Raw genomic sequence first — 18,586 nt, 5'->3', positions numbered from 1 at the left:
TGCGACTCCTAATTCTTTGGTGATGAGTTGGCAGATGAATGTGCTGCCTGAATCGCCGAGATAACGGCTTGTGCCTTACCGCGAGTTTCATCCGCTTCGGCTTGCGGCTCTGAGTCGAACACGACACCAGCGCCTGCTTGCACTTGAGCAATGCCATTTTCTACGTAAGCAGAACGAATCACGATACAAGTATCAAGTGTTCCCTCTCCGGTAAGATACCCAACCGCGCCGCCATAGCTGCCACGTCGAACGCCTTCAACCTCACGGATTAACTGCATCGCACGGATTTTAGGTGCACCAGTTAAAGTGCCCATGTTCATACATGCTTGATAAGCATGCAGGGCATCTAAGTCTCCGCGTAATTGACCTACCACTCGAGACACCAAATGCATCACGTGGCTATAACGATCGACTTTGAGTAAATCAGCCACGTGACGAGTGCCTGCTTGTGCGATGCGTGCAACGTCATTACGCGCCAGATCAACCAACATCATGTGTTCCGCGTTTTCCTTCATGTCGGTTCGCAGTTCTAGTTCGATTCGGCTATCTAAATCAAAATCGATCTCGCCATTTGGACGTTTGCCACGACGTCGAGTCCCTGCAATTGGGTAAATTTCAATTTGGTTCGTTTCCGTCTCGTACTTCAAGGCACTTTCTGGTGATGCTCCGAATAGCGTGAACAACTCGTCTTGCATGTAGAACATGTAAGGGCTTGGGTTGCTTTGCTTTAACTCTTTATAAGCCGCAAGAGGTGAAGGGCAAGGGAGCGTAAAGCGACGCGAAGGTACAACCTGAAAAATATCACCTTTGACGACGTACTCTTTGAGGTCGCGAACGATTTGGCAGTAGTCCTCATCAGAGATACTAGTTTCAATGTTAACACTCTCCAATTGCACGGCTTGAGGAAGCGATTTTGGCGATGCACATTGCTGAGTGATTTCTTTAATGCGCGTTTTTAGCGTCTCTTTTTGTGAATCATCGACAAAGAGTGTGGCTTGCAGCTGGCATGATTCAGTTTGGTGATCAACGACAAGCAATGTCTCGGCGACATAAAAAACGTAGTCAGGACATTGATTGGTGGTATCAGCGTTGCCCAATGGCTCAAAGTTTGCCACCAAGTCATAAGCAAATAAGCCACCTAAGAAAATGGCATGCTGATCATGCTGCTTGACGTCAAAACTGTGCTGGATTAAACGCAGCGCATCAAATGACGAGGCTTCTCGCAAACGAGAGTCTTCATCAATGGTGTTACATGGCTGAGTGAATTCTAACGTTAAAGTCTCACCATCGAATTGATGCTCAATGGAGTCACGTACGTGGTTATCGAGGTGAGATAATAAGTTTTTACCGTTTTCGGTTAGCGCATGCATGCTCACCGTGTGGTCAAAGCAAACAATACGAACGGCAGAATCAACAATTAACAATGATTTTAGATCCTGCTTCGAATCAATCTCAGCGGATTCGAGCAATAAGCTATCCGTCTTGTTTTCACATAAGGTGTGAAACAAGCGGGTCGGGTCTTGATTGTAAGGAACGGAAGCGGTTAATACTTCCAGTTGTCCAAGATTCTTGATTTCAATGGCCTTGTTCACAAGACCTCCTTAATAGCTATTTTAATCTTCCTGCTGAACATAGTCGCATAAAGTGAGCGTGGCCCCAATTAAGAGTTTACGATATCCGATTATTGTTTGAGCAGTTGAACATGAAAAGGGCGACCAAATAAAAAAGCCCGCTCTAGGGCGGGCTTTCTAACGTTGGATTCTCTAAACTAGAAGTACACGTTTGCCCACCAAGAACTTGTCCAAGTGCGCCACCAAGCAACATCTGACGAGTTTGTCTTATTAAGACAAACTTTCAATTCGGCTTTTTGGTTTTTAGAGAGTTCTTGTAACATAATGAACCTTAACTTACGTGCTTTGTATTTGTGTACTAGTTAACTAGTGCGAAGGTAAAAAGTCAACCCCAAAACGGCATTAAAACGATAAAATTATGAGAATTGATTTACATAGTCACACCACTGCCTCAGATGGTCGATTGGAACCGAGAGATTTAGTGGATCGCGCACTGAGTTTTGATATCGAGTTTTTGGCAATTACCGATCATGACACGGTTGATGGATTAGCGTTGGCAAAGCAGTACGTTGAAGAAAACGATTTGCCAATAAAGATCATCAATGGGATTGAAATATCGACAGTATGGCAGAACAAAGACATCCATATTGTGGGTCTAAATATCGATCCGGATAGTCCAGCATTGAATGCTTTAATCGAACAACAAAAACAGCACCGTATTGCGCGTGCAGAACTGATGGCTTCTCGGTTAGAAAAAGCGACCCGAGAAGGTGTGCTTGAAGAAGTACAGGCAATTGCAGGTGAAGCACCAATAACGCGGGCGCATTTTGCTAAATGGTTGGTCGATAATGGTTATGCGAAAACCATGCAGATGGTGTTCAAAAAGTATCTAACGCGGAACAACCCAGGCTATGTGCCACCTAATTGGTGTTCAATGAAGGACGCGGTAGACGCCATCCATGCTGCTGGTGGTCTAGCGGTATTAGCTCATCCAGGACGATATCAGTTGACAGCAAAGTGGATTAAGCGTCTTCTTACTGCGTTTGTTGAAGCAAAAGGCGATGCAATGGAGGTTGCTCAGCCCCAGCAAGCGCAACAAGAAAGGCGCAACTTGGCTGATTATGCGATACAATACAATCTATTAGCATCCCAAGGCAGTGACTTTCATTATCCATCTCCTTGGATGGAGTTAGGTCGAAACCTCTGGTTACCGTCAGGCGTAGAACCTGTTTGGAAAGATTGGGGTATTGATCCGTCGTTGGTTAAAGCTCAACCAGATGGGGTTTAAACCCTTTAAGAATATAGAGCCGAGAGGCTCGATAATGAGGAATTACAATGAGCCAGTTTTTTTACGTTCACCCAGAAAACCCACAGGCTCGCTTGATCAATCAAGCAGTAGCAATCATTCGTAATGGCGGCGTTGTCGTCTACCCAACCGACTCAGGGTATGCACTTGGCTGCCAATTAGAAAATAAGCAAGCGTTAGAACGTATCTGCCAGATCCGTCGCTTAGATGATAAGCACAACTTTACGTTATTGTGTCGCGATCTATCCGAGATCTCTTTGTATGCACGTATTGATAATAGTGCATTCCGATTACTGAAAAACAACACGCCGGGGCCATACACCTTTATTTTTAAAGGCACCAAAGAAGTTCCTCGTCGTTTAATGAACGCGAAACGCAAAACGATAGGTATTCGTGTTCCAGACAACCGGATAGCACTTGACCTATTGGAAGCATTAGGCGAGCCGTTGATGTCGACATCGTTGATCCTGCCAAACAGTGATGTGACTGAATCTGATCCTGAAGACATTCGTGATAAATTAGAGCATGCGGTTGATGTGATTCTTAATGGTGGTTTCTTAGGTGAACAGCCAACCACCGTGATTGATTTTAGCGACGGTGAACCGGTTGTGGTTCGCCTTGGCTCGGGTGATCCCGCACCGTTTGAGTGAAAGCGAGTTTGAGTAAAGAAAAGTTTGAACGGGTATGCTTTTGAGTAAAAGAGCGAGTTCAAAACAGTAACCGACAGGAGGCCTAATGCCTCCTGTTTTTTTACGTTACGTTGAGATTAAGCAAATTCGAACAAGTCGATACCGTGATGCTCAGCGTAATGGATGTAGCCCGCACTTACGCCGCTAAGTGTTACTTCTACGTTGTATTCGTCACTAGAGAAAACAGCTGAACCAGAATCGTTATAAGAAAGGGTTAAGTCGTCCGCTGAGTCGAGGAAGGTATCACGAAGACCGTCTCCGTCGGTGTCTCTGCCAATATTAAACACCAATTTGTCATGGAAAATATTGAAGTCAACAATATCCGCTTTTATGTCAATGTCGTTGATATCAACGGGTTGATCAGGAACACGGATTGGCATGCTATTGGTCAAGACAAAGGTATCATCACCCCAACCGCCTTTAAGGGTTGATTCTCCGTCACCAACGATAAGTTTGTCGTTACCCCAACCGCCGTTTAAATAGTTGTTGCCTGAGTAGTCCACTAGGACATCATCACCAATCCCACCCAATAGAGTGTCATTGTCTAGCCCACCCGATAAATAGTCGTTACCAAAACCACCGGAAATAAAGTCATCTCCACGTCCTCCAACCAGTCTGTCTTCCCCCCAGCAGCCAAATACGATGTCGTCGCCATTTAAACCTACGAAGTTATCAGCACCACCAAAGCCAAAGAAAACATCGGGTGAATCTGTACCATTTGTACCCGTGACATCATCATCCCTGTTGGTACCGAATATCCAGTTGAGATCGAAATTAAATTTGAACATGAATTTATTCCTTTTATATTTTTGACAGGCAAGCGAAATTTGAGTCTGGACATCTATACTCAAGTAGCCTTAAGACTCAAGTCGCCTCAAGGTGCTTGTTCAGCGAGAATTTATTCGCTTTCAAGCAAGGAACGGATTTGAATATATGACTCAGTTAACTATGTAATTTTATCAGCCTCTTGGTCAGTTGGATGGAAGCTGAAGACGGATATTAGTAGGGTTCTAATCGAAGGGGATAACTCATACTAAGTATTAGATTTGGCTTAAGTCCTTATTAGTATTATGGTCTTGTTGGTGTATAGAATGGCGCCGATTTCGCTTACATTAGTTGAGAATATTACGTATAATGTCCGACCGAAAAATCCCATTATATGGGTAATTAGAAAAATTAAGGCCAATCTTGGTCTAGACGTCTGTGAAGACGACACATAGGTAAATAAATGAGCGAAAAGTTACAAAAAGTATTAGCACGTGCAGGTCACGGCTCTCGTCGAGAGATTGAATCGTTGATTAAATCTGGTCGCGTTAGTGTAAACGGCATGGTAGCTAAACTTGGTGAAAGACTGGAAGACGAAAACAGTGTAGTTCGTATTGATGGTCATGTTGTGTCTGCAAAGATACAAGAGGAAGTAATTTGTCGAGTGCTTGCTTACTACAAGCCAGAAGGTGAATTATGTACTCGTCACGATCCAGAAGGTCGTCGTACCGTTTTTGATCGTTTGCCAAAAATTCGTGGCTCTCGTTGGATTTCAGTTGGTCGACTTGATGCGAACACCTCAGGTCTGCTGCTTTTCACAACTGATGGTGAACTGGCAAACCGCCTCATGCATCCAAGCCGTCAAGTTGAACGTGAATACCTAGTGCGTGTGTTCGGTGAAGTCAATGAACAAAAAGTTCGTAACCTAGTAAAAGGTGTTGAACTGGAAGACGGTTTAGCTCGCTTTGAAGACGTGGTTTACGCAGGTGGTGAGGGGATGAACCACACTTTCTACGTGGTGATCAATGAAGGCCGTAACCGCGAAGTTCGTCGTCTATGGGAATCACAAGAGTGTACGGTTAGCCGCCTTAAGCGTGTTCGTTACGGTGATATTTTCCTAGATAAAAAACTGCCTCGTGGCGGTTGGATGGAACTCGACCTGAAAGAAGTGAATTACTTGCGAGAGCTGGTTGAGCTTCGTCCAGAAAAAGAAACCATGCTCGACTTAAACAAAGACAACACATCACGCAAGCGTGAACGTGCTCGCAGCCAAAAAATCCGTCGAGCGGTAAAACGTCACGAAGAGCGTGTAAATACGCCTAAAGGTCGCAGCAACAACCCAGCTCGCCGCAAGCCAAAGAAAAATGCGGGTGAACAGGGCGCGCGCAACAAGCATCGTTAATCTAATCGATCGCAACAAATCAGAAAGGCTCGCAATTTGCGAGCCTTTTTCTTATCTAGCCATTTCATTTAGAGCCAGCGTATTCGTATTATGTCAGCAAATTTAATGACAGACTGGAATTGGCTTAAACGTTGATATAAAAAAACACCAGCGCTTGGCTGGTGTTGGTAGATAGCGGGTTTTGAAATGATATTAATCACGCTTCCAAAGCATGTGACAGAACTTATGATCTGGGTCTCGGCTGATTAACATACGAGCGAATACGTCATTGAGTACATCATCATCTTCGTTAACTAGGCCGATTCGAACTTCAGCATACACTTCTTTGTCAATCTCGAAGCCTACGTGTTCAACCCAGTCTTCACCTGTTTCGACTAACTCTGCGGCTCCACGATCCTCAAATTGTGCAGTAAACAAAATGATATCGGCTGGCTCTAAGTTGTCAGGAGCCATTTCAAGAAATATATCGTACGCTGCATCAATAACGTCGTCGTAAGAAATCAAATCAGACATGCTTAAGCTCGGCTCATGTATTTACGTTCAGCTGTGTTTATCACAACGCGATCACCTGTTGCAATGTATTCTGGTACTTGAACAACAAGACCAGAAGCAAAACGAGCAGGTTTAGTACGAGCAGACGCTGATGCGCCTTTGATTGAAGGGTCTGTTTCTTCAATGACTAGCTCGACAGAAGATGGCAGTTCAAGACCTACAGGAGAACCGTCTACGAGAATAACGTGCATACCTTGAGTATCTTCATTAATGAACAGCAAGTCATCTTCGATTTCATTCTGTTTGAATGTGTATTGAGTATAGTCTTCATTATCCATGAAGATGTGCTCATCACCGTCTGCGTATGAGTAAACAACCGCGCGTTTATTCATTTCTACGGTGTCTACAACATCGTCAGATTTGTAACGCTCGTCTACGCGTGCGCCCGTTGTTAGATCGGTACAACGCATTTTGTAGATTTTAGCACCACCGCGACCACCAGGTGTGGTGACTTCGATGTCTTTTACTAAAAGAGTTTTACCATTAGACTCGATTGCGAAGCCTTTTTTGATCTCACTTGCCTTTGGCATTGTCTATTCCTATTACTGATTAAGCAAAACGCCGTGATTATAGCGTTAAGTTGGTATCCTGGCATTAAAATTCCTTGCGGAAATTTGTTCTCACTCTCATGCACCACACTATGATAAGGCTTGATCCAAAATGGCTGCTGAGAGATCATACTGACTATCCGATACGATATTTGAGTTTACATTTTAACCCATGTCACTCCCTGTTATTGATCCCAAACAACCTTTTCAACCTGAGTTCAGAGCGCTTATTAAAGAAGTCCTAATGTGTCTCCAAGGTGGATTAGGGCACAACCTACACAGTGTCTATATTTACGGTAGTGTGGCGCGAAAAACCGCCGTTGCCGGTAAGTCAAACTTGGATTTGGTCGTGGTAACAAATGCAGATTTCGACAGTAACCGAGCGACATTACTTAACACCATTAAGTGGCGCGTTAAGCAAAGTCACCCTCAAGTCACTGGTGTGTCGATTCGTACCACGCTCGTCAGTGAAGTCGCCAACTTAGACAGTATTTTTACGTGGGGTTTTATGCTCAAGCATTGTTGTGTTTGCGTGTATGGTGATGATCTCGCGGACTGTTTTGGTGACTATGTGCCAAGTTGGGAAATTGCGAAGCACTGGAATATGGATGTTGAAGATTGGGTTTCAGTTTATCGTGGAAAGATTGCTCATGCGAAATCACTGCAGGAGCAGGTGAGCGCACAAATCGTGATAGCTAAGAAGTTACTCAGGGCGGCGTATTCGTTAGTGATGTACCGTGATAAGCGCTGGTTCGATGATCCAGTCGAATGTGGCGAGGTCTTCTTACAGTATTATCCGGAAAAAACGTTAGATATTGAAAGGCTCAACATATTGCTATCAGGTCGAGCCATTCCTAAGCGTTCCGTGATAGGGCTGATAGATTCGTTTGGTCATTGGTTAGTGAAGCAATATCAAAAAACCGAATTTCGCATTGGTTAAAACAAGCCCATTTGAGGCGCGGATAAAGCATCAAAATCGGTTCCGATAAACAGTAGAATTGCATCTGCAACAGGCTTGAGTTGCTTGTCTATATAGTGTTGATAATCAATGGGGCTACTGAGGTACTCAAAGGGTTCTGGACCGTTTAGCGTAATCACATACTCAATACGACCACGATTTTGGTATTGCAGGGGCCTGCCCAGCTTGGCATTCATTTCGTCCGCCAGACGAGCAGCGCGAACTTGTGGCGGGATATTTTTTTGATACTCATGTAACTTTCTGCGTAAGCGCTTTTGATAAATGAGTTGATCGTCAAATTCGCCGTTATTGGTCTTCTCGACGATTTCACGCACGTATTCACTTGGATCTTCCCCATGGAAAATCATGTGATAAAGCGTGTTTTGAAATTTCTGCGCAAGTGAAGTCCAGTCAGTACGAGCGCTTTCTAACCCTTTGAAAATCAGTCGTTCTTGTTTGCCTTCGCCGATTAAGCCTGCATAGCGTTTTTTTGAGCCGGTTTCAGAACCACGAATCGTGGGCATTAAGAACTTGCGATAATGCGTTTCGTATTCAATTTCTAACATCGATGTTAGGTTGTACTCGGAGCGCAGGTGCTCACACCACCAAGCGTTAATGTGTTCAGCCAATCGTTGACCTACTTTATCAGCATCTGTTTGGCTGTATTCACCATTTAAAGACACAAAGGTGGAGTCAGTATCGCCATAGATTACTTGGAAACCTTGTTCTTCTATCAACAACTTCGTTTGTTTCATGATTTCATGGCCGCGCATAGTAATGCTGGAGGCTAATCTTGTGTCGAAGAAACGGCAACCGGATGAACCAAGGACGCCATAAAAAGAATTCATGATAATTTTGATCGCTTGAGAAAACGCTTGTTCATTGTTTTTCTTTGCTAAGTCTCGCGCAGCCCATAGATTTTCGATCATTGCGGGTAAGAAGTGTTTGCTCCGATGAAATTGACCACCACGAAAGCCAGGCACTGCTTGGTTTTTTTGTTTGCCGGTTTCCAGTTTTAGCCCTTCTACTAAACCGATGGGATCGATCAAAAACGAACGAATGATTGAGGGGTATAGGCTTTTGAAATCAAGTACCAATACCGAGTCATACAAGTTGGGTATTGAGTCCATGACGTAACCGCCTGGACTGGCTATCCAATTTTCAGGGTGCAAATTTGGCGCAACGTATCCGGCTCGATGAATTTGTGGCAAATATAAGTTTGTGAATGCGGCCACCGATCCGCCAACACGGTCCAGTTCAACACCAGTCAGTCTAGAGCGTTCAATGGCAAAATCGAGCAGGTGAGTGTGTTCAAAGATTTTATTGACTAACACACAGTCTTGCAGGTTGTATTTCGCCAATGACGGTTTATCGCGGCGAAACATACGATTGATCTCATCCATACGATCATGCACGTTATGGATTTCTTTGCCTTCTCCCAGTAATTCCTGAGAAACGGACTCCAGTGACCAAGAGCGGAAGTGATAAGTCGCGGTTTTTAAGGTATCAATACCATCCATCACTACGCGTCCAGGGATAGATATAAAACCTTGTTGAGATTGAGAAGAATTACGGAAAAAGCTGACCTGGTCTGCTCTTCCAAGACGTAATTTCAAGTTGTGCCATTCTGCGCGTTTGTGTAGCAATCGGAAATCGAAGTCAATGACGTTCCAGCCAATAATGACATCAGGGTCAAATTGTTTGAACCAAGCGATTAAGGCTTGGAGGAGTGCTTTCTCATTTTCTACCCATTGTATTGCAGTTTCGGCAGGTTCTGGGGGGCCGATCATAATGACACGCGAGTCCATCGGGCTGTCTAGGCCAATAGAATATAAAATGCCTTTTTCGGAGCATTCTAGATCGAGTGATACCACTTGCAACTGCGGTTCAAAGTCTCCGGCTCGACACTTCGCCCGTTGAACACGCAGAAAGCCTTGTTCAGTGGTTTTTTCGCCAGTGAACTCAAGGCTCCCTCGTATAAATCGCTCCATCAGGTAGCGATCGGCGAGACGAATATCACCTTCAAAAGTGACGATGTCTTTTTGCGCTAATAACTGTTGTATGACTGTCGCGTCTTTTGACTGTTGCGTATAGCAAGCCGCGAGAGGGGTATGGTTAAAGCTCGTTAGATCAAGTGTACGAACTTCTAACGCTAAGGATTTTGCATGAGCAATTTGATTCACTTGGTCAACATGTTCCTGAGCAATAAAGAACACGGGTCTCTCACCACGAATTAATAGTTGTGTGGGGCCGATTGCAGTGGAGAGCCACAGCTCTATCTGCGTTTGACCGTTGATATCGCGTGCTTGACGGGTAAGTAAGAAGCCTTGCTGGATGTTCAACTCTGAGAAGCCCTGTTAACTATTTGGGCCTGTATTCTAGCATTATCGGCTTTAAAGAAAACGAAAGCGAGTTGATTGGCTCGTAACGCCACGCTTTGCGGGGGCGACACCTGAACGGCCTGTATATAATTACTTGATTTATAGAAACTAATGATGTTATTAATTTAACATTATTTACTTTTCTCATAATTAGTGAAGTGTGTTATGAATAAGTTCTTGCCAAAGTCTGCGTTTAAGCACATATTCATAGAAAGCAATTTTTTGCCAAATACGCTAGTATAGTGGCAGTCATACTGATATCCACATTAAGTAAATGTGGGTGCAGAACCAATAAAGTGTGGAGATACAAGTTTGATAAATGTTTTCCTTGTAGATGATCACGAGCTGGTTCGCACAGGGATACGACGTATTATTGAAGACGTCCGTGGAATGAACGTAGCAGGAGAAGCTGACAGCGGTGAAGAGGCGGTAAAATGGTGTCGAAGTAATCATGCAGACGTCGTTTTAATGGACATGAACATGCCAGGAATTGGTGGCTTAGAAGCCACTAAAAAAATTCTTCGCGTAAACCCCGATGTTAAAATCATCGTACTTACCGTACATACGGAAAATCCATTCCCAACCAAAGTCATGCAGGCTGGTGCATCTGGTTACTTGACCAAAGGTGCAGGCCCGGATGAAATGGTGAATGCGATTCGTATAGTAAAAAGTGGGCAGCGTTACATCTCGCCAGAGATCGCGCAACAGATGGCGCTGAGTCAATTCTCTCCAGCGTCTGAAAACCCGTTTAAAGATTTATCCGAACGAGAGCTGCAGATCATGTTGATGATCACTAAGGGGCAGAAAGTGACGGATATTTCTGAACAACTTAATTTAAGTCCAAAGACGGTGAATAGTTATCGCTATCGATTGTTTAGTAAATTGGACATAAATGGTGATGTTGAGTTAACACACTTAGCGATTCGCCACGGAATGCTGGATACTGAGACCCTTTAAAGTGAATCCTCCCTTTGATTCGGTTTCCTTTCTCAAGACTGTAACACATCAGCCCGGCGTGTACCGTATGTACAACGCCGATGCTGTTGTGATTTATGTCGGTAAAGCCAAAGACCTTCAAAAACGCCTTTCTAGTTATTTTCGCAAACGTGTTGATAGCGAAAAAACGCGCGCGCTTGTAAGCAATATCGCCAAAATTGATGTAACGGTGACTCATACTGAGACCGAGGCTCTGATTTTGGAGCACAATTATATCAAGCAGTATTTACCCAAATACAACGTGCTCCTGCGTGATGATAAATCTTACCCTTATATTTTTATCAGCAATCATAAGCATCCGCGTTTATCGATACATCGTGGCGCAAAAAAAAGAAAAGGGGAGTACTTTGGCCCGTACCCTGATTCTGGCGCGGTACGTGAAACGCTTCACTTGTTGCAAAAAATCTTTCCTGTTCGCCAGTGTGAAGATACCGTCTATTCAAACCGAACAAGACCATGTTTGATGTATCAAATCGGTCGTTGTGCGGGGCCATGTGTGAGTACTATCATTTCCGACGACGAGTACGCTGAGCTAGTCGGTTTTGTGCGTTTGTTTTTGCAAGGTAAAGACCAGCAAGTACTCAAACAGTTGATTGAAAAAATGGAGCGAGCAAGTCAGCAACTGCGTTTTGAAGACGCCGCTAAATTTCGTGATCAAATTCAAGCGATTAGACGAGTGCAAGAGCAGCAATTTGTTTCCGAAGACAGTATGGATGACATGGATGTGCTGGGCTTTGCGCTAGAAAATGGTATTGCCTGTATTCATATTTTGATGATACGGCAAGGTAAGGTACTGGGTAGCCGAAGTCACTTTCCAAAGATTCCACAAAACACTAATCAGCAAGAAGTCTTTGATAGCTTTTTGACGCAATATTATTTGAGTCACAATGAAGCGCGAACCATTCCTTCTCGAATTATTCTGAACCAAGAGTTGTCAGACGATCTAGTGCCAATTCAGAAAGCGCTTAGTGAAGTCGCGGGCCGTAAAATTCATTTTCATACGTCACCGACGGGAACCAGAGGGCGATACCTTAAGCTGTCTAATACCAATGCACTGACCGCGATCACGACAAAAATAAACCACAAGATGACCATCAACCAACGCTTCCACGCTCTGAGAGAAACCTTAGGCATGGAATCGATTACTCGGATGGAATGTTTCGATATCTCCCATACGATGGGGGAGAGCACGATAGCGTCTTGTGTGGTATTCAATCATGAAGGGCCAGTAAAACAAGAGTATCGCCGCTATAACATCACTGGTATTACGGGGGGGGATGACTATGCCGCGATGGGGCAAGTGCTTGAGCGTCGATACTCTAAGCAGCTTGATGTGGAAAAGATACCAGACATTATTTTTATCGATGGCGGTAAAGGTCAGTTAAACCGGGCTCATGAAATCATCTCTCAATATTGGGGAGATTGGCCAAAACGATCTGCTATGATGGGGATTGCAAAAGGGGTGACAAGAAAACCGGGATTAGAAACCTTGATCACACTCGCAGGAGAAGAGTTTCATTTACCTAGCGATGCACCCGCTCTTCACCTTATTCAGCATATCCGTGACGAGAGTCATAATCATGCGATCGCTGGGCATCGTGCCAAACGTGGCAAAACCAGGCGGACAAGTGCTTTAGAGGGTATTGAAGGTGTGGGACCGAAACGGCGTCAAGCGTTACTGAAATACATGGGTGGATTACAGGAATTAAAACGTGCAAGTGTCGAAGAAATCGCCAAAGTACCGGGTATTAGTCACTCTTTAGCAGAAATTATTTTCCAAGCATTGAAACAATAAGGAAAATCCCGCAACATTAGCACGCGATGTGTAAGAGAATAATAAAATGCGTTTGAATATCCCGAACATTCTGTCTCTCCTTAGACTGTTTTTGATTCCTGTTTTTGTAGTTGTCTTCTATTTACCGTACTCATGGGCGCCTTTTGCGGCAGCGATGGTATTTTGGGTAGCAGGCTTCACCGACTGGTTAGATGGTATGTTGGCCCGTAAACTTGGCCAAACTTCTCGATTTGGTGCGTTTATTGACCCTGTCGCAGATAAAGTGTTAGTCGCAACGGCACTGATACTCATCACCGAGCATTACCATTCTATTTGGGTCACCATTCCTGCAGCGACCATGATTGCTCGCGAAATCATTATTTCCGCACTTCGAGAATGGATGGCTGAAATCGGCAAGCGCGCCAGTGTGGCGGTTTCATGGGTCGGCAAAGTAAAGACGCTGTCACAAATGTTTGCTTTATGGGTTTTGATTTGGCGTTATGATGACTGGATGGTGTGGCTTGGCTTTGCTGCGCTCTATGTCGCAACATTCCTTACTTACTGGTCAATGATGCAGTATCTTGCTGCGGCCAAAGATGATTTGCTCGATGAGGAGCATCATTGAGTAACAAACTATAGAGAAGCAGGCGGGTTAAGCCTGCTTTTTTGTACCTACGGTTTTACACTCACCTGTCCTATTGCACTTATCACTTTTTGATAACAAGTGTGGGAATTTAATGTGATGTAGATCTTGTTTTTCTTTGTGTTGCTTATCCACACAAACGAATTACCAGAATTCGTAAAGTAAGATAGGTTGACTCTAGGTTGTGTATGGTCCTGGAATAGTCAAAAATTCATGGTAATCAAGGGTATTTGTTGGTTAATTTGTACTAAAACTCGACAATCCACCGTCTTTCGCACAATTTCTAGTCAAACGATTCAAAAAAATAAAATTAGTATTGACTCGATCGCTCGAATCCGTAGAATGCATCCCGTACCCAAGAGAGCAATGCTCCACAGGGTGGTCAAGAAAGTTTAATCTTTCTTGCAATGAGGCGCCTTGGCAGAGTGGCTATGCAGCGGATTGCAAATCCGTGGACCTCGGTTCGACTCCGGGAGGCGCCTCCATTATTCTCTTTGAGAATAAGTGCGACACTAGCTCAGTTGGTAGAGCGCAACCTTGCCAAGGTTGAGGTCACGAGTTCGAACCTCGTGTGTCGCTCCAAAAATTTATTGATATGGCATTATGCGGTATCAGATGGTGTTTTACTTTTCTGTAAAGGCTCCACAAAAGAATTTTGTGTGCCCTGGTGGTGGAATTGGTAGACACAAGGGATTTAAAATCCCTCGGCGTTCGCGCTGTGCCGGTTCAAGTCCGGCCCGGGGCACCATCTTATACTTGCGACACTAGCTCAGTTGGTAGAGCGCAACCTTGCCAAGGTTGAGGTCACGAGTTCGAACCTCGTGTGTCGCTCCAAACATTAAAACCCAGCATTAACGTGCTGGGTTTTTCTGTATTTGTACCCAATAAATTGTAATGGCGCAGAGTAGTACCTTCAAAGTTTGAAGTACAGTTGGTAGAGCGCAACCTTGCTAAGGTTGAGGTCACGCCTTTTTGTTTAATAGATAGGGAACCTCGTGTGTCGCTCCAAACATTAAAACCCAGCATTGACGTGCTGGGTTTTTGTGCATTTGTACCCAATGAATTGTAATGGCGCAGAGTAGGACCTTCAAACGTTCGAAGCCCAATGGGTAGAGCGCAACCTTGCTAAGGTTGAGGTCACGCCTTTTTGTTTAATAGATAGGGAACCTCGTGTGTCGCTCCAAACATTAAAACCCAGCATTAACGTGCTGGGTTTTTCTGTATTTGTACCCAATGAATTGTAATGGCGCAGAGTAGGACCTTCAAACGTTCGAAGCCCAATGGGTAGAGCGCAATCTTGCTAAGGTCGAGGTCACGCCTTTTTGTTTGATAGATAGGGAACCTCGTGTGTCGCCCCAAACATGAAAACCCAGCATTAACGTGCTGACTTTTTGTCTGCGCCGTTTTTTCCATGTGCATTTATCTGTACGTATACAGCGCCCGCCGACTATCCTATTTCTATCATCATTAATCCGCCATCGCTCAATTGGTTGTTTTCGTTGAATGGTCTCTCTAACGCATTCTGAAATGCATATATTCCGGCGTTAAAATGCTAACTAGCATAAATTCTCTGTCGATAGCGTTTTGTTGCGTGAAAAATCATGTCTGATCAGGGGTTATTTTTGCGAAAACTCCAATCAATCATTGAGTGATTAAAAATTATTGCCAGAGGTTTTTATTTTGTGATAAATTCCCGCGCAATCTCGGAGCGTGATTTATGACGTTTTATCTCTGGGGGATACGCGTAGTGAACATTCAAGCTGATTGTGACACTGCGTAGGGTAGGTATCGGCAAAGCCATTTGTTGATAGACGGGATACTAATGCTGTAAGAGCAGCATATTAATGGGAAACCCAACATTGAAACCTTTTAATAAACACACACTAATCAGCTTCATACTGCCGAAGTGCCCTGTTTTACAACGCAGGTCTATTACGGAACCTTGATTACGTCCCGATACATGTGGAAGTCACTTATAAAGTGACTGGATTATCTGTATTTGTCATTCTCATTGTGACAGATGCGGAGGTTTACTTATTTCTCCTGTCGTTTAATTCTAATGATACTTAGTACAGGTTGAATAGCTTATATAATTCAAGGGATTACCCAGTATGACTACCGCCTTTGAAGTCGATAACACTATCGCAAATATATTTTCATCTCAGGTTCCTATCGTTGAAGGAACGTACGACCTAACGCCGGATCAAGTGCTACTTGATCAAGCCGAGCACGAATCTGAGGTGCGCTCTTATCCGCGTCGCTTGCCAATTGCTATCAAACAAGCATTCGGGTGTCTTGTTGAAGACACACGTGGTCAATTGTTTCTGGATTGTCTTGCGGGGGCAGGCACTCTAGCACTGGGTTACAATCACCCAGAGATCAATCAAGCACTCAAAGACCAACTGGACTCTGGTTTGCCTTATCAAACGCTTGATATTGCAACCTCAGTAAAAACCCACTTTATTCAAACTGTGAAGTCTTTTCTTCCACAGGAATTGGCAGACAACTGTGTTCTTCAGTTCTGTGGTCCATCAGGTGCCGATGCGGTGGAAGCGGCAATCAAGTTAGCCAAGCAAACCACAGGTCGCAACACCATGTTTGCGTTCCGAGGTGCGTATCACGGTATGACAAACGGCACGATGGGCATGATGGGCAACTTGGGCACCAAAGCTCGTCGTACTGGTCTCATGTCGGATGTTCACTTTATGCCTTTCCCTTACAACATCCGTTGTCCATTTGGGCTTGGCGGTGATGAGGGAGCGAAAGCAAGCATTCGTTATATGGAACGCCTGCTGAACGACGATGAGTCTGGCATCATGAAGCCTGCTGCTATTATTGTTGAGCCAGTACAAGGCGAAGGTGGTGTGGTACCTGCTCCGGCATTCTGGTTGCGTGAATTACGTCGTATTTGTGATGAACACGGTATTCTCCTGATCTTCGACGAAATTCAATGTGGTGTTGGTAAAACTGGCTACAACTTTGCCTTCGAAGAGGCGGGTATTGTTCCTGATGTATTGTGTTTGTCGAAAGCGATTGGTGGTGGTATGCCAATGTCGCTACTTGTCATCAACAAACAACACGATACTTGGAAACCAGGAGAACACACAGGTACATTCCGTGGTAACCAGCTTGCGATGGTTTCTGGTGCTAAAGCATTAGAAATTATTCAACGCGACAACCTTGTTGAGCATGCCAATATTGCTGGTCAGTACTTGCGTTTTGGTCTTGAAGGCATTCAAAAACGAGTCAACTGTATTGCGGAAGTTCGCGGCAAGGGTTTGATGCTTGGTGTTGAAATTAAAAAACCAAGTGGCGAACTAAACAAATTCGGAGAACCACTGGCTGATGGTGAGCTCACTCTAGCGATTCAGCGAGCAGCACTAGAGCGCGGTTTGATGGTAGAAAAAGGCGGTAGAGAAGGTTCAGTGATCCGATTCTTACCACCTTTGATTATTTCATTTGAACAAATTGACTTTGCACTGCGTGTGTTTGAAGAAGCCATTCTTGCGGCTGGTGGAAGTCATGTCGACGTTCACCCACAAGAAGACTGGAAGAAGCACTTTGTTCAGACTGGTGAATTCGGTAGCACTGAGTTCGCATCCGTCATGAATCACACTACAGCCGCAATGAAATCCGTTTTTGAGCAAGTTAGCGCGCCTTATTCAGGTATGGATCCTCAAATGCTTGAAGCGGCGATCAACGCGGTTGACTTGGATAGCAAGAATGCATCGTTGAAGTCAGTGATTGATGATGCGGCTGAGCTGGTGGCTAAAAACGCCATTTTCACTCAGCATCCAGACTGTATTGCGCATTTGCATACGCCTCCGTTGATGCCTGCGATTGCAGCAGAAGCAATGATTGCCGCGTTAAACCAGTCAATGGACTCTTGGGATCAAGCGTCGTCCGCAACTTATGTTGAGCAGAAAGTCATTAACTGGCTTTGCGACAAATATGATCTTGGCACACAAGGTGATGGTATCTTCACAAGTGGGGGTACGCAAAGTAACCAAATGGGGCTGCTATTAGCGCGTGACTGGATTGCCGACAAACTGAGTGGCCATTCTATTCAAAAGTTAGGCTTGCCTGAGTACGCTGATAAGCTGCGTATTGTTTGCTCGGAAAAATCACATTTTACCGTGCAGAAGTCAGCTTCTTGGATGGGGTTGGGTGAAAAATCGGTACTGACAGTAGCTGCGAACCCGAATGGTACGATGAATGTTGCCAAGTTGGCTGACGCTATCGCTCAAGCAAAAGCAGAAGGATTAATTCCGTTTGCTATTGTTGGTACAGCAGGTACAACCGATCACGGTGCTATTGATGATCTAAGCGCTATTGCCGATATGGCAGCAGTTCATGATATGTGGATGCACGTAGATGGAGCCTATGGTGGTGCGTTGATTCTGAGCAGCCAAAAAGATCGTTTGAAAGGCATTGAGCGTGCAAATTCGATCAGTGTTGACTTCCACAAGTTGTTTTATCAAACAATCAGCTGTGGCGCACTGTTGGTGAATGACAAATCAAACTTTAAGTTCTTGTTGCATCACGCGGACTATTTGAACCGTGAACATGATGAATTACCTAACTTAGTTGATAAGTCGATTGCCACAACGAAACGATTTGATGCATTGAAAGTCTTTATGACAATGCAGAGTGTCGGACCAAAGGCGCTAGGGGATATGTACGACCACCTACTGGCACAAACGCTTGATGTGGCAGATTTGATTCGTAACAACGACCGTTTTGAGTTGTTGGCAGAGCCTTCATTGTCTACGGTTTTGTTCCGTGTGACGCATGCTTCGGCAGACCTTGATGAGCTAAATAAAGCGTTACGTTTAGAGGCGCTGACTCGCGGTACCGCAGTATTGGGTGAAACCATTGTTGATGGTAAAACCGCACTTAAATTTACGATTCTAAATCCGTGTTTAACGACGTCGGACTTTGAATCTTTGCTTTCAAAAATCCATACGCTAGCCGCTGAGCTAGTTTAACAAAGGTAACGGA

At 44.5% G+C, this 18,586-nt stretch carries 14 protein-coding genes, 4 tRNA genes and 1 other annotated feature; of the genes, 12 read left to right on the top strand and 6 right to left on the bottom strand.

Annotated elements, in window-relative coordinates:
- Window positions 1-8: 8 nt before the first annotated feature.
- On the bottom strand, window positions 9-1,592 hold the full coding sequence (locus tag ONE56_RS08185) for an anthranilate synthase component 1 (RefSeq protein ID WP_423839641.1): 1,584 nt from the start codon (window positions 1,590-1,592) through the stop codon (window positions 9-11).
- A gap of 127 nt (window positions 1,593-1,719) precedes the next feature.
- Window positions 1,720-1,822 (bottom strand) — a sequence feature (Trp leader region).
- Window positions 1,769-1,894, bottom strand: a complete 126-nt coding sequence (locus ONE56_RS08180) for a trp operon leader peptide (RefSeq protein WP_041155445.1) — start codon at window positions 1,892-1,894, stop codon at window positions 1,769-1,771. Its footprint overlaps the feature before it by 54 nt.
- A gap of 95 nt (window positions 1,895-1,989) precedes the next feature.
- On the opposite strand from ONE56_RS08180, the gene rnm reads away from it, so the two are divergent.
- Window positions 1,990-2,859 (top strand): RNase RNM, encoded by an 870-nt coding sequence (gene rnm / locus ONE56_RS08175; protein ID WP_423839640.1) that lies wholly within the window; start codon window positions 1,990-1,992, stop codon window positions 2,857-2,859.
- A 47-nt stretch (window positions 2,860-2,906) separates the two neighbouring features.
- Window positions 2,907-3,527: an L-threonylcarbamoyladenylate synthase gene (locus ONE56_RS08170; protein WP_041155447.1), complete on the top strand. Its 621-nt coding sequence runs from the start codon at window positions 2,907-2,909 to the stop codon at window positions 3,525-3,527.
- 116 nt (window positions 3,528-3,643) lie between these two features.
- Here ONE56_RS08170 and ONE56_RS08165 read toward each other — a convergent pair whose 3' ends face one another.
- On the bottom strand, window positions 3,644-4,354 hold the full coding sequence (locus tag ONE56_RS08165; protein WP_423839639.1) for a calcium-binding protein: 711 nt from the start codon (window positions 4,352-4,354) through the stop codon (window positions 3,644-3,646).
- Between the two features lie 440 nt (window positions 4,355-4,794).
- Here ONE56_RS08165 and rluB point away from each other — a divergent pair, with 440 nt between their 5' ends.
- Window positions 4,795-5,733: a 23S rRNA pseudouridine(2605) synthase RluB gene (rluB, locus tag ONE56_RS08160; RefSeq protein ID WP_041155449.1), complete on the top strand. Its 939-nt coding sequence runs from the start codon at window positions 4,795-4,797 to the stop codon at window positions 5,731-5,733.
- Between the two features lie 192 nt (window positions 5,734-5,925).
- Here rluB and ONE56_RS08155 read toward each other — a convergent pair whose 3' ends face one another.
- Together ONE56_RS08155 and yeiP are read right to left on the bottom strand one after the other, a co-directional pair.
- Window positions 5,926-6,246 (bottom strand): HI1450 family dsDNA-mimic protein, encoded by a 321-nt coding sequence (locus ONE56_RS08155; RefSeq protein ID WP_041155450.1) that lies wholly within the window; start codon window positions 6,244-6,246, stop codon window positions 5,926-5,928.
- Between the two features lie 2 nt (window positions 6,247-6,248).
- On the bottom strand, window positions 6,249-6,815 hold the full coding sequence (gene yeiP / locus ONE56_RS08150; RefSeq protein ID WP_041155451.1) for an elongation factor P-like protein EfpL: 567 nt from the start codon (window positions 6,813-6,815) through the stop codon (window positions 6,249-6,251).
- Between the two features lie 190 nt (window positions 6,816-7,005).
- Between yeiP and ONE56_RS08145 the strand changes: the two genes are divergently transcribed.
- A complete protein-coding gene (locus ONE56_RS08145; protein WP_331438996.1) occupies window positions 7,006-7,773 on the top strand; it encodes a nucleotidyltransferase domain-containing protein in 768 nt (255 codons plus the stop codon).
- Here ONE56_RS08145 and ONE56_RS08140 read toward each other — a convergent pair.
- Window positions 7,770-10,133: a DNA polymerase II gene (locus ONE56_RS08140; protein ID WP_423839638.1), complete on the bottom strand. Its 2,364-nt coding sequence runs from the start codon at window positions 10,131-10,133 to the stop codon at window positions 7,770-7,772. The two genes, ONE56_RS08145 and ONE56_RS08140, sit on opposite strands and share 4 nt — an antisense overlap.
- Before the next feature lie 351 nt (window positions 10,134-10,484).
- Here ONE56_RS08140 and uvrY point away from each other — a divergent pair, with 351 nt between their 5' ends.
- The 8 genes from uvrY (at window position 10,485) to ONE56_RS08100 (ending at window position 18,573) form a co-directional block, all read left to right on the top strand.
- Complete coding sequence (gene uvrY, locus ONE56_RS08135; protein ID WP_041155454.1) at window positions 10,485-11,129, top strand: UvrY/SirA/GacA family response regulator transcription factor; 645 nt, start codon at window positions 10,485-10,487, stop codon at window positions 11,127-11,129.
- Window position 11,130: 1 nt separating this feature from the next.
- A complete protein-coding gene (uvrC, locus tag ONE56_RS08130) occupies window positions 11,131-12,963 on the top strand; it encodes an excinuclease ABC subunit UvrC (protein WP_423839637.1) in 1,833 nt (610 codons plus the stop codon).
- Between the two features lie 46 nt (window positions 12,964-13,009).
- Window positions 13,010-13,567: a CDP-diacylglycerol--glycerol-3-phosphate 3-phosphatidyltransferase gene (gene pgsA, locus ONE56_RS08125; RefSeq protein WP_423839636.1), complete on the top strand. Its 558-nt coding sequence runs from the start codon at window positions 13,010-13,012 to the stop codon at window positions 13,565-13,567.
- 429 nt (window positions 13,568-13,996) lie between these two features.
- Window positions 13,997-14,070, top strand: a tRNA-Cys gene (locus ONE56_RS08120).
- 21 nt (window positions 14,071-14,091) lie between these two features.
- Window positions 14,092-14,167, top strand: a tRNA-Gly gene (locus ONE56_RS08115).
- 79 nt (window positions 14,168-14,246) lie between these two features.
- A tRNA-Leu gene (locus tag ONE56_RS08110) sits at window positions 14,247-14,333 on the top strand.
- A 10-nt stretch (window positions 14,334-14,343) separates the two neighbouring features.
- Window positions 14,344-14,419, top strand: a tRNA-Gly gene (locus ONE56_RS08105).
- Between the two features lie 1,277 nt (window positions 14,420-15,696).
- Window positions 15,697-18,573 carry a pyridoxal phosphate-dependent class III aminotransferase gene (locus ONE56_RS08100; protein ID WP_423839635.1) on the top strand — a complete coding sequence of 959 codons (2,877 nt, stop codon included), beginning with the start codon at window positions 15,697-15,699 and terminating at the stop codon, window positions 18,571-18,573.
- Window positions 18,574-18,586 lie beyond the last annotated feature (13 nt).

It is taken from the genome of Vibrio mytili (assembly GCF_049563345.1).
Taxonomy (GTDB): domain Bacteria; phylum Pseudomonadota; class Gammaproteobacteria; order Enterobacterales; family Vibrionaceae; genus Vibrio; species Vibrio mytili.
The sequence above is the reverse complement of the archived record's forward strand: the minus strand, read 5'-3'. Positions and strand labels throughout refer to the sequence as shown.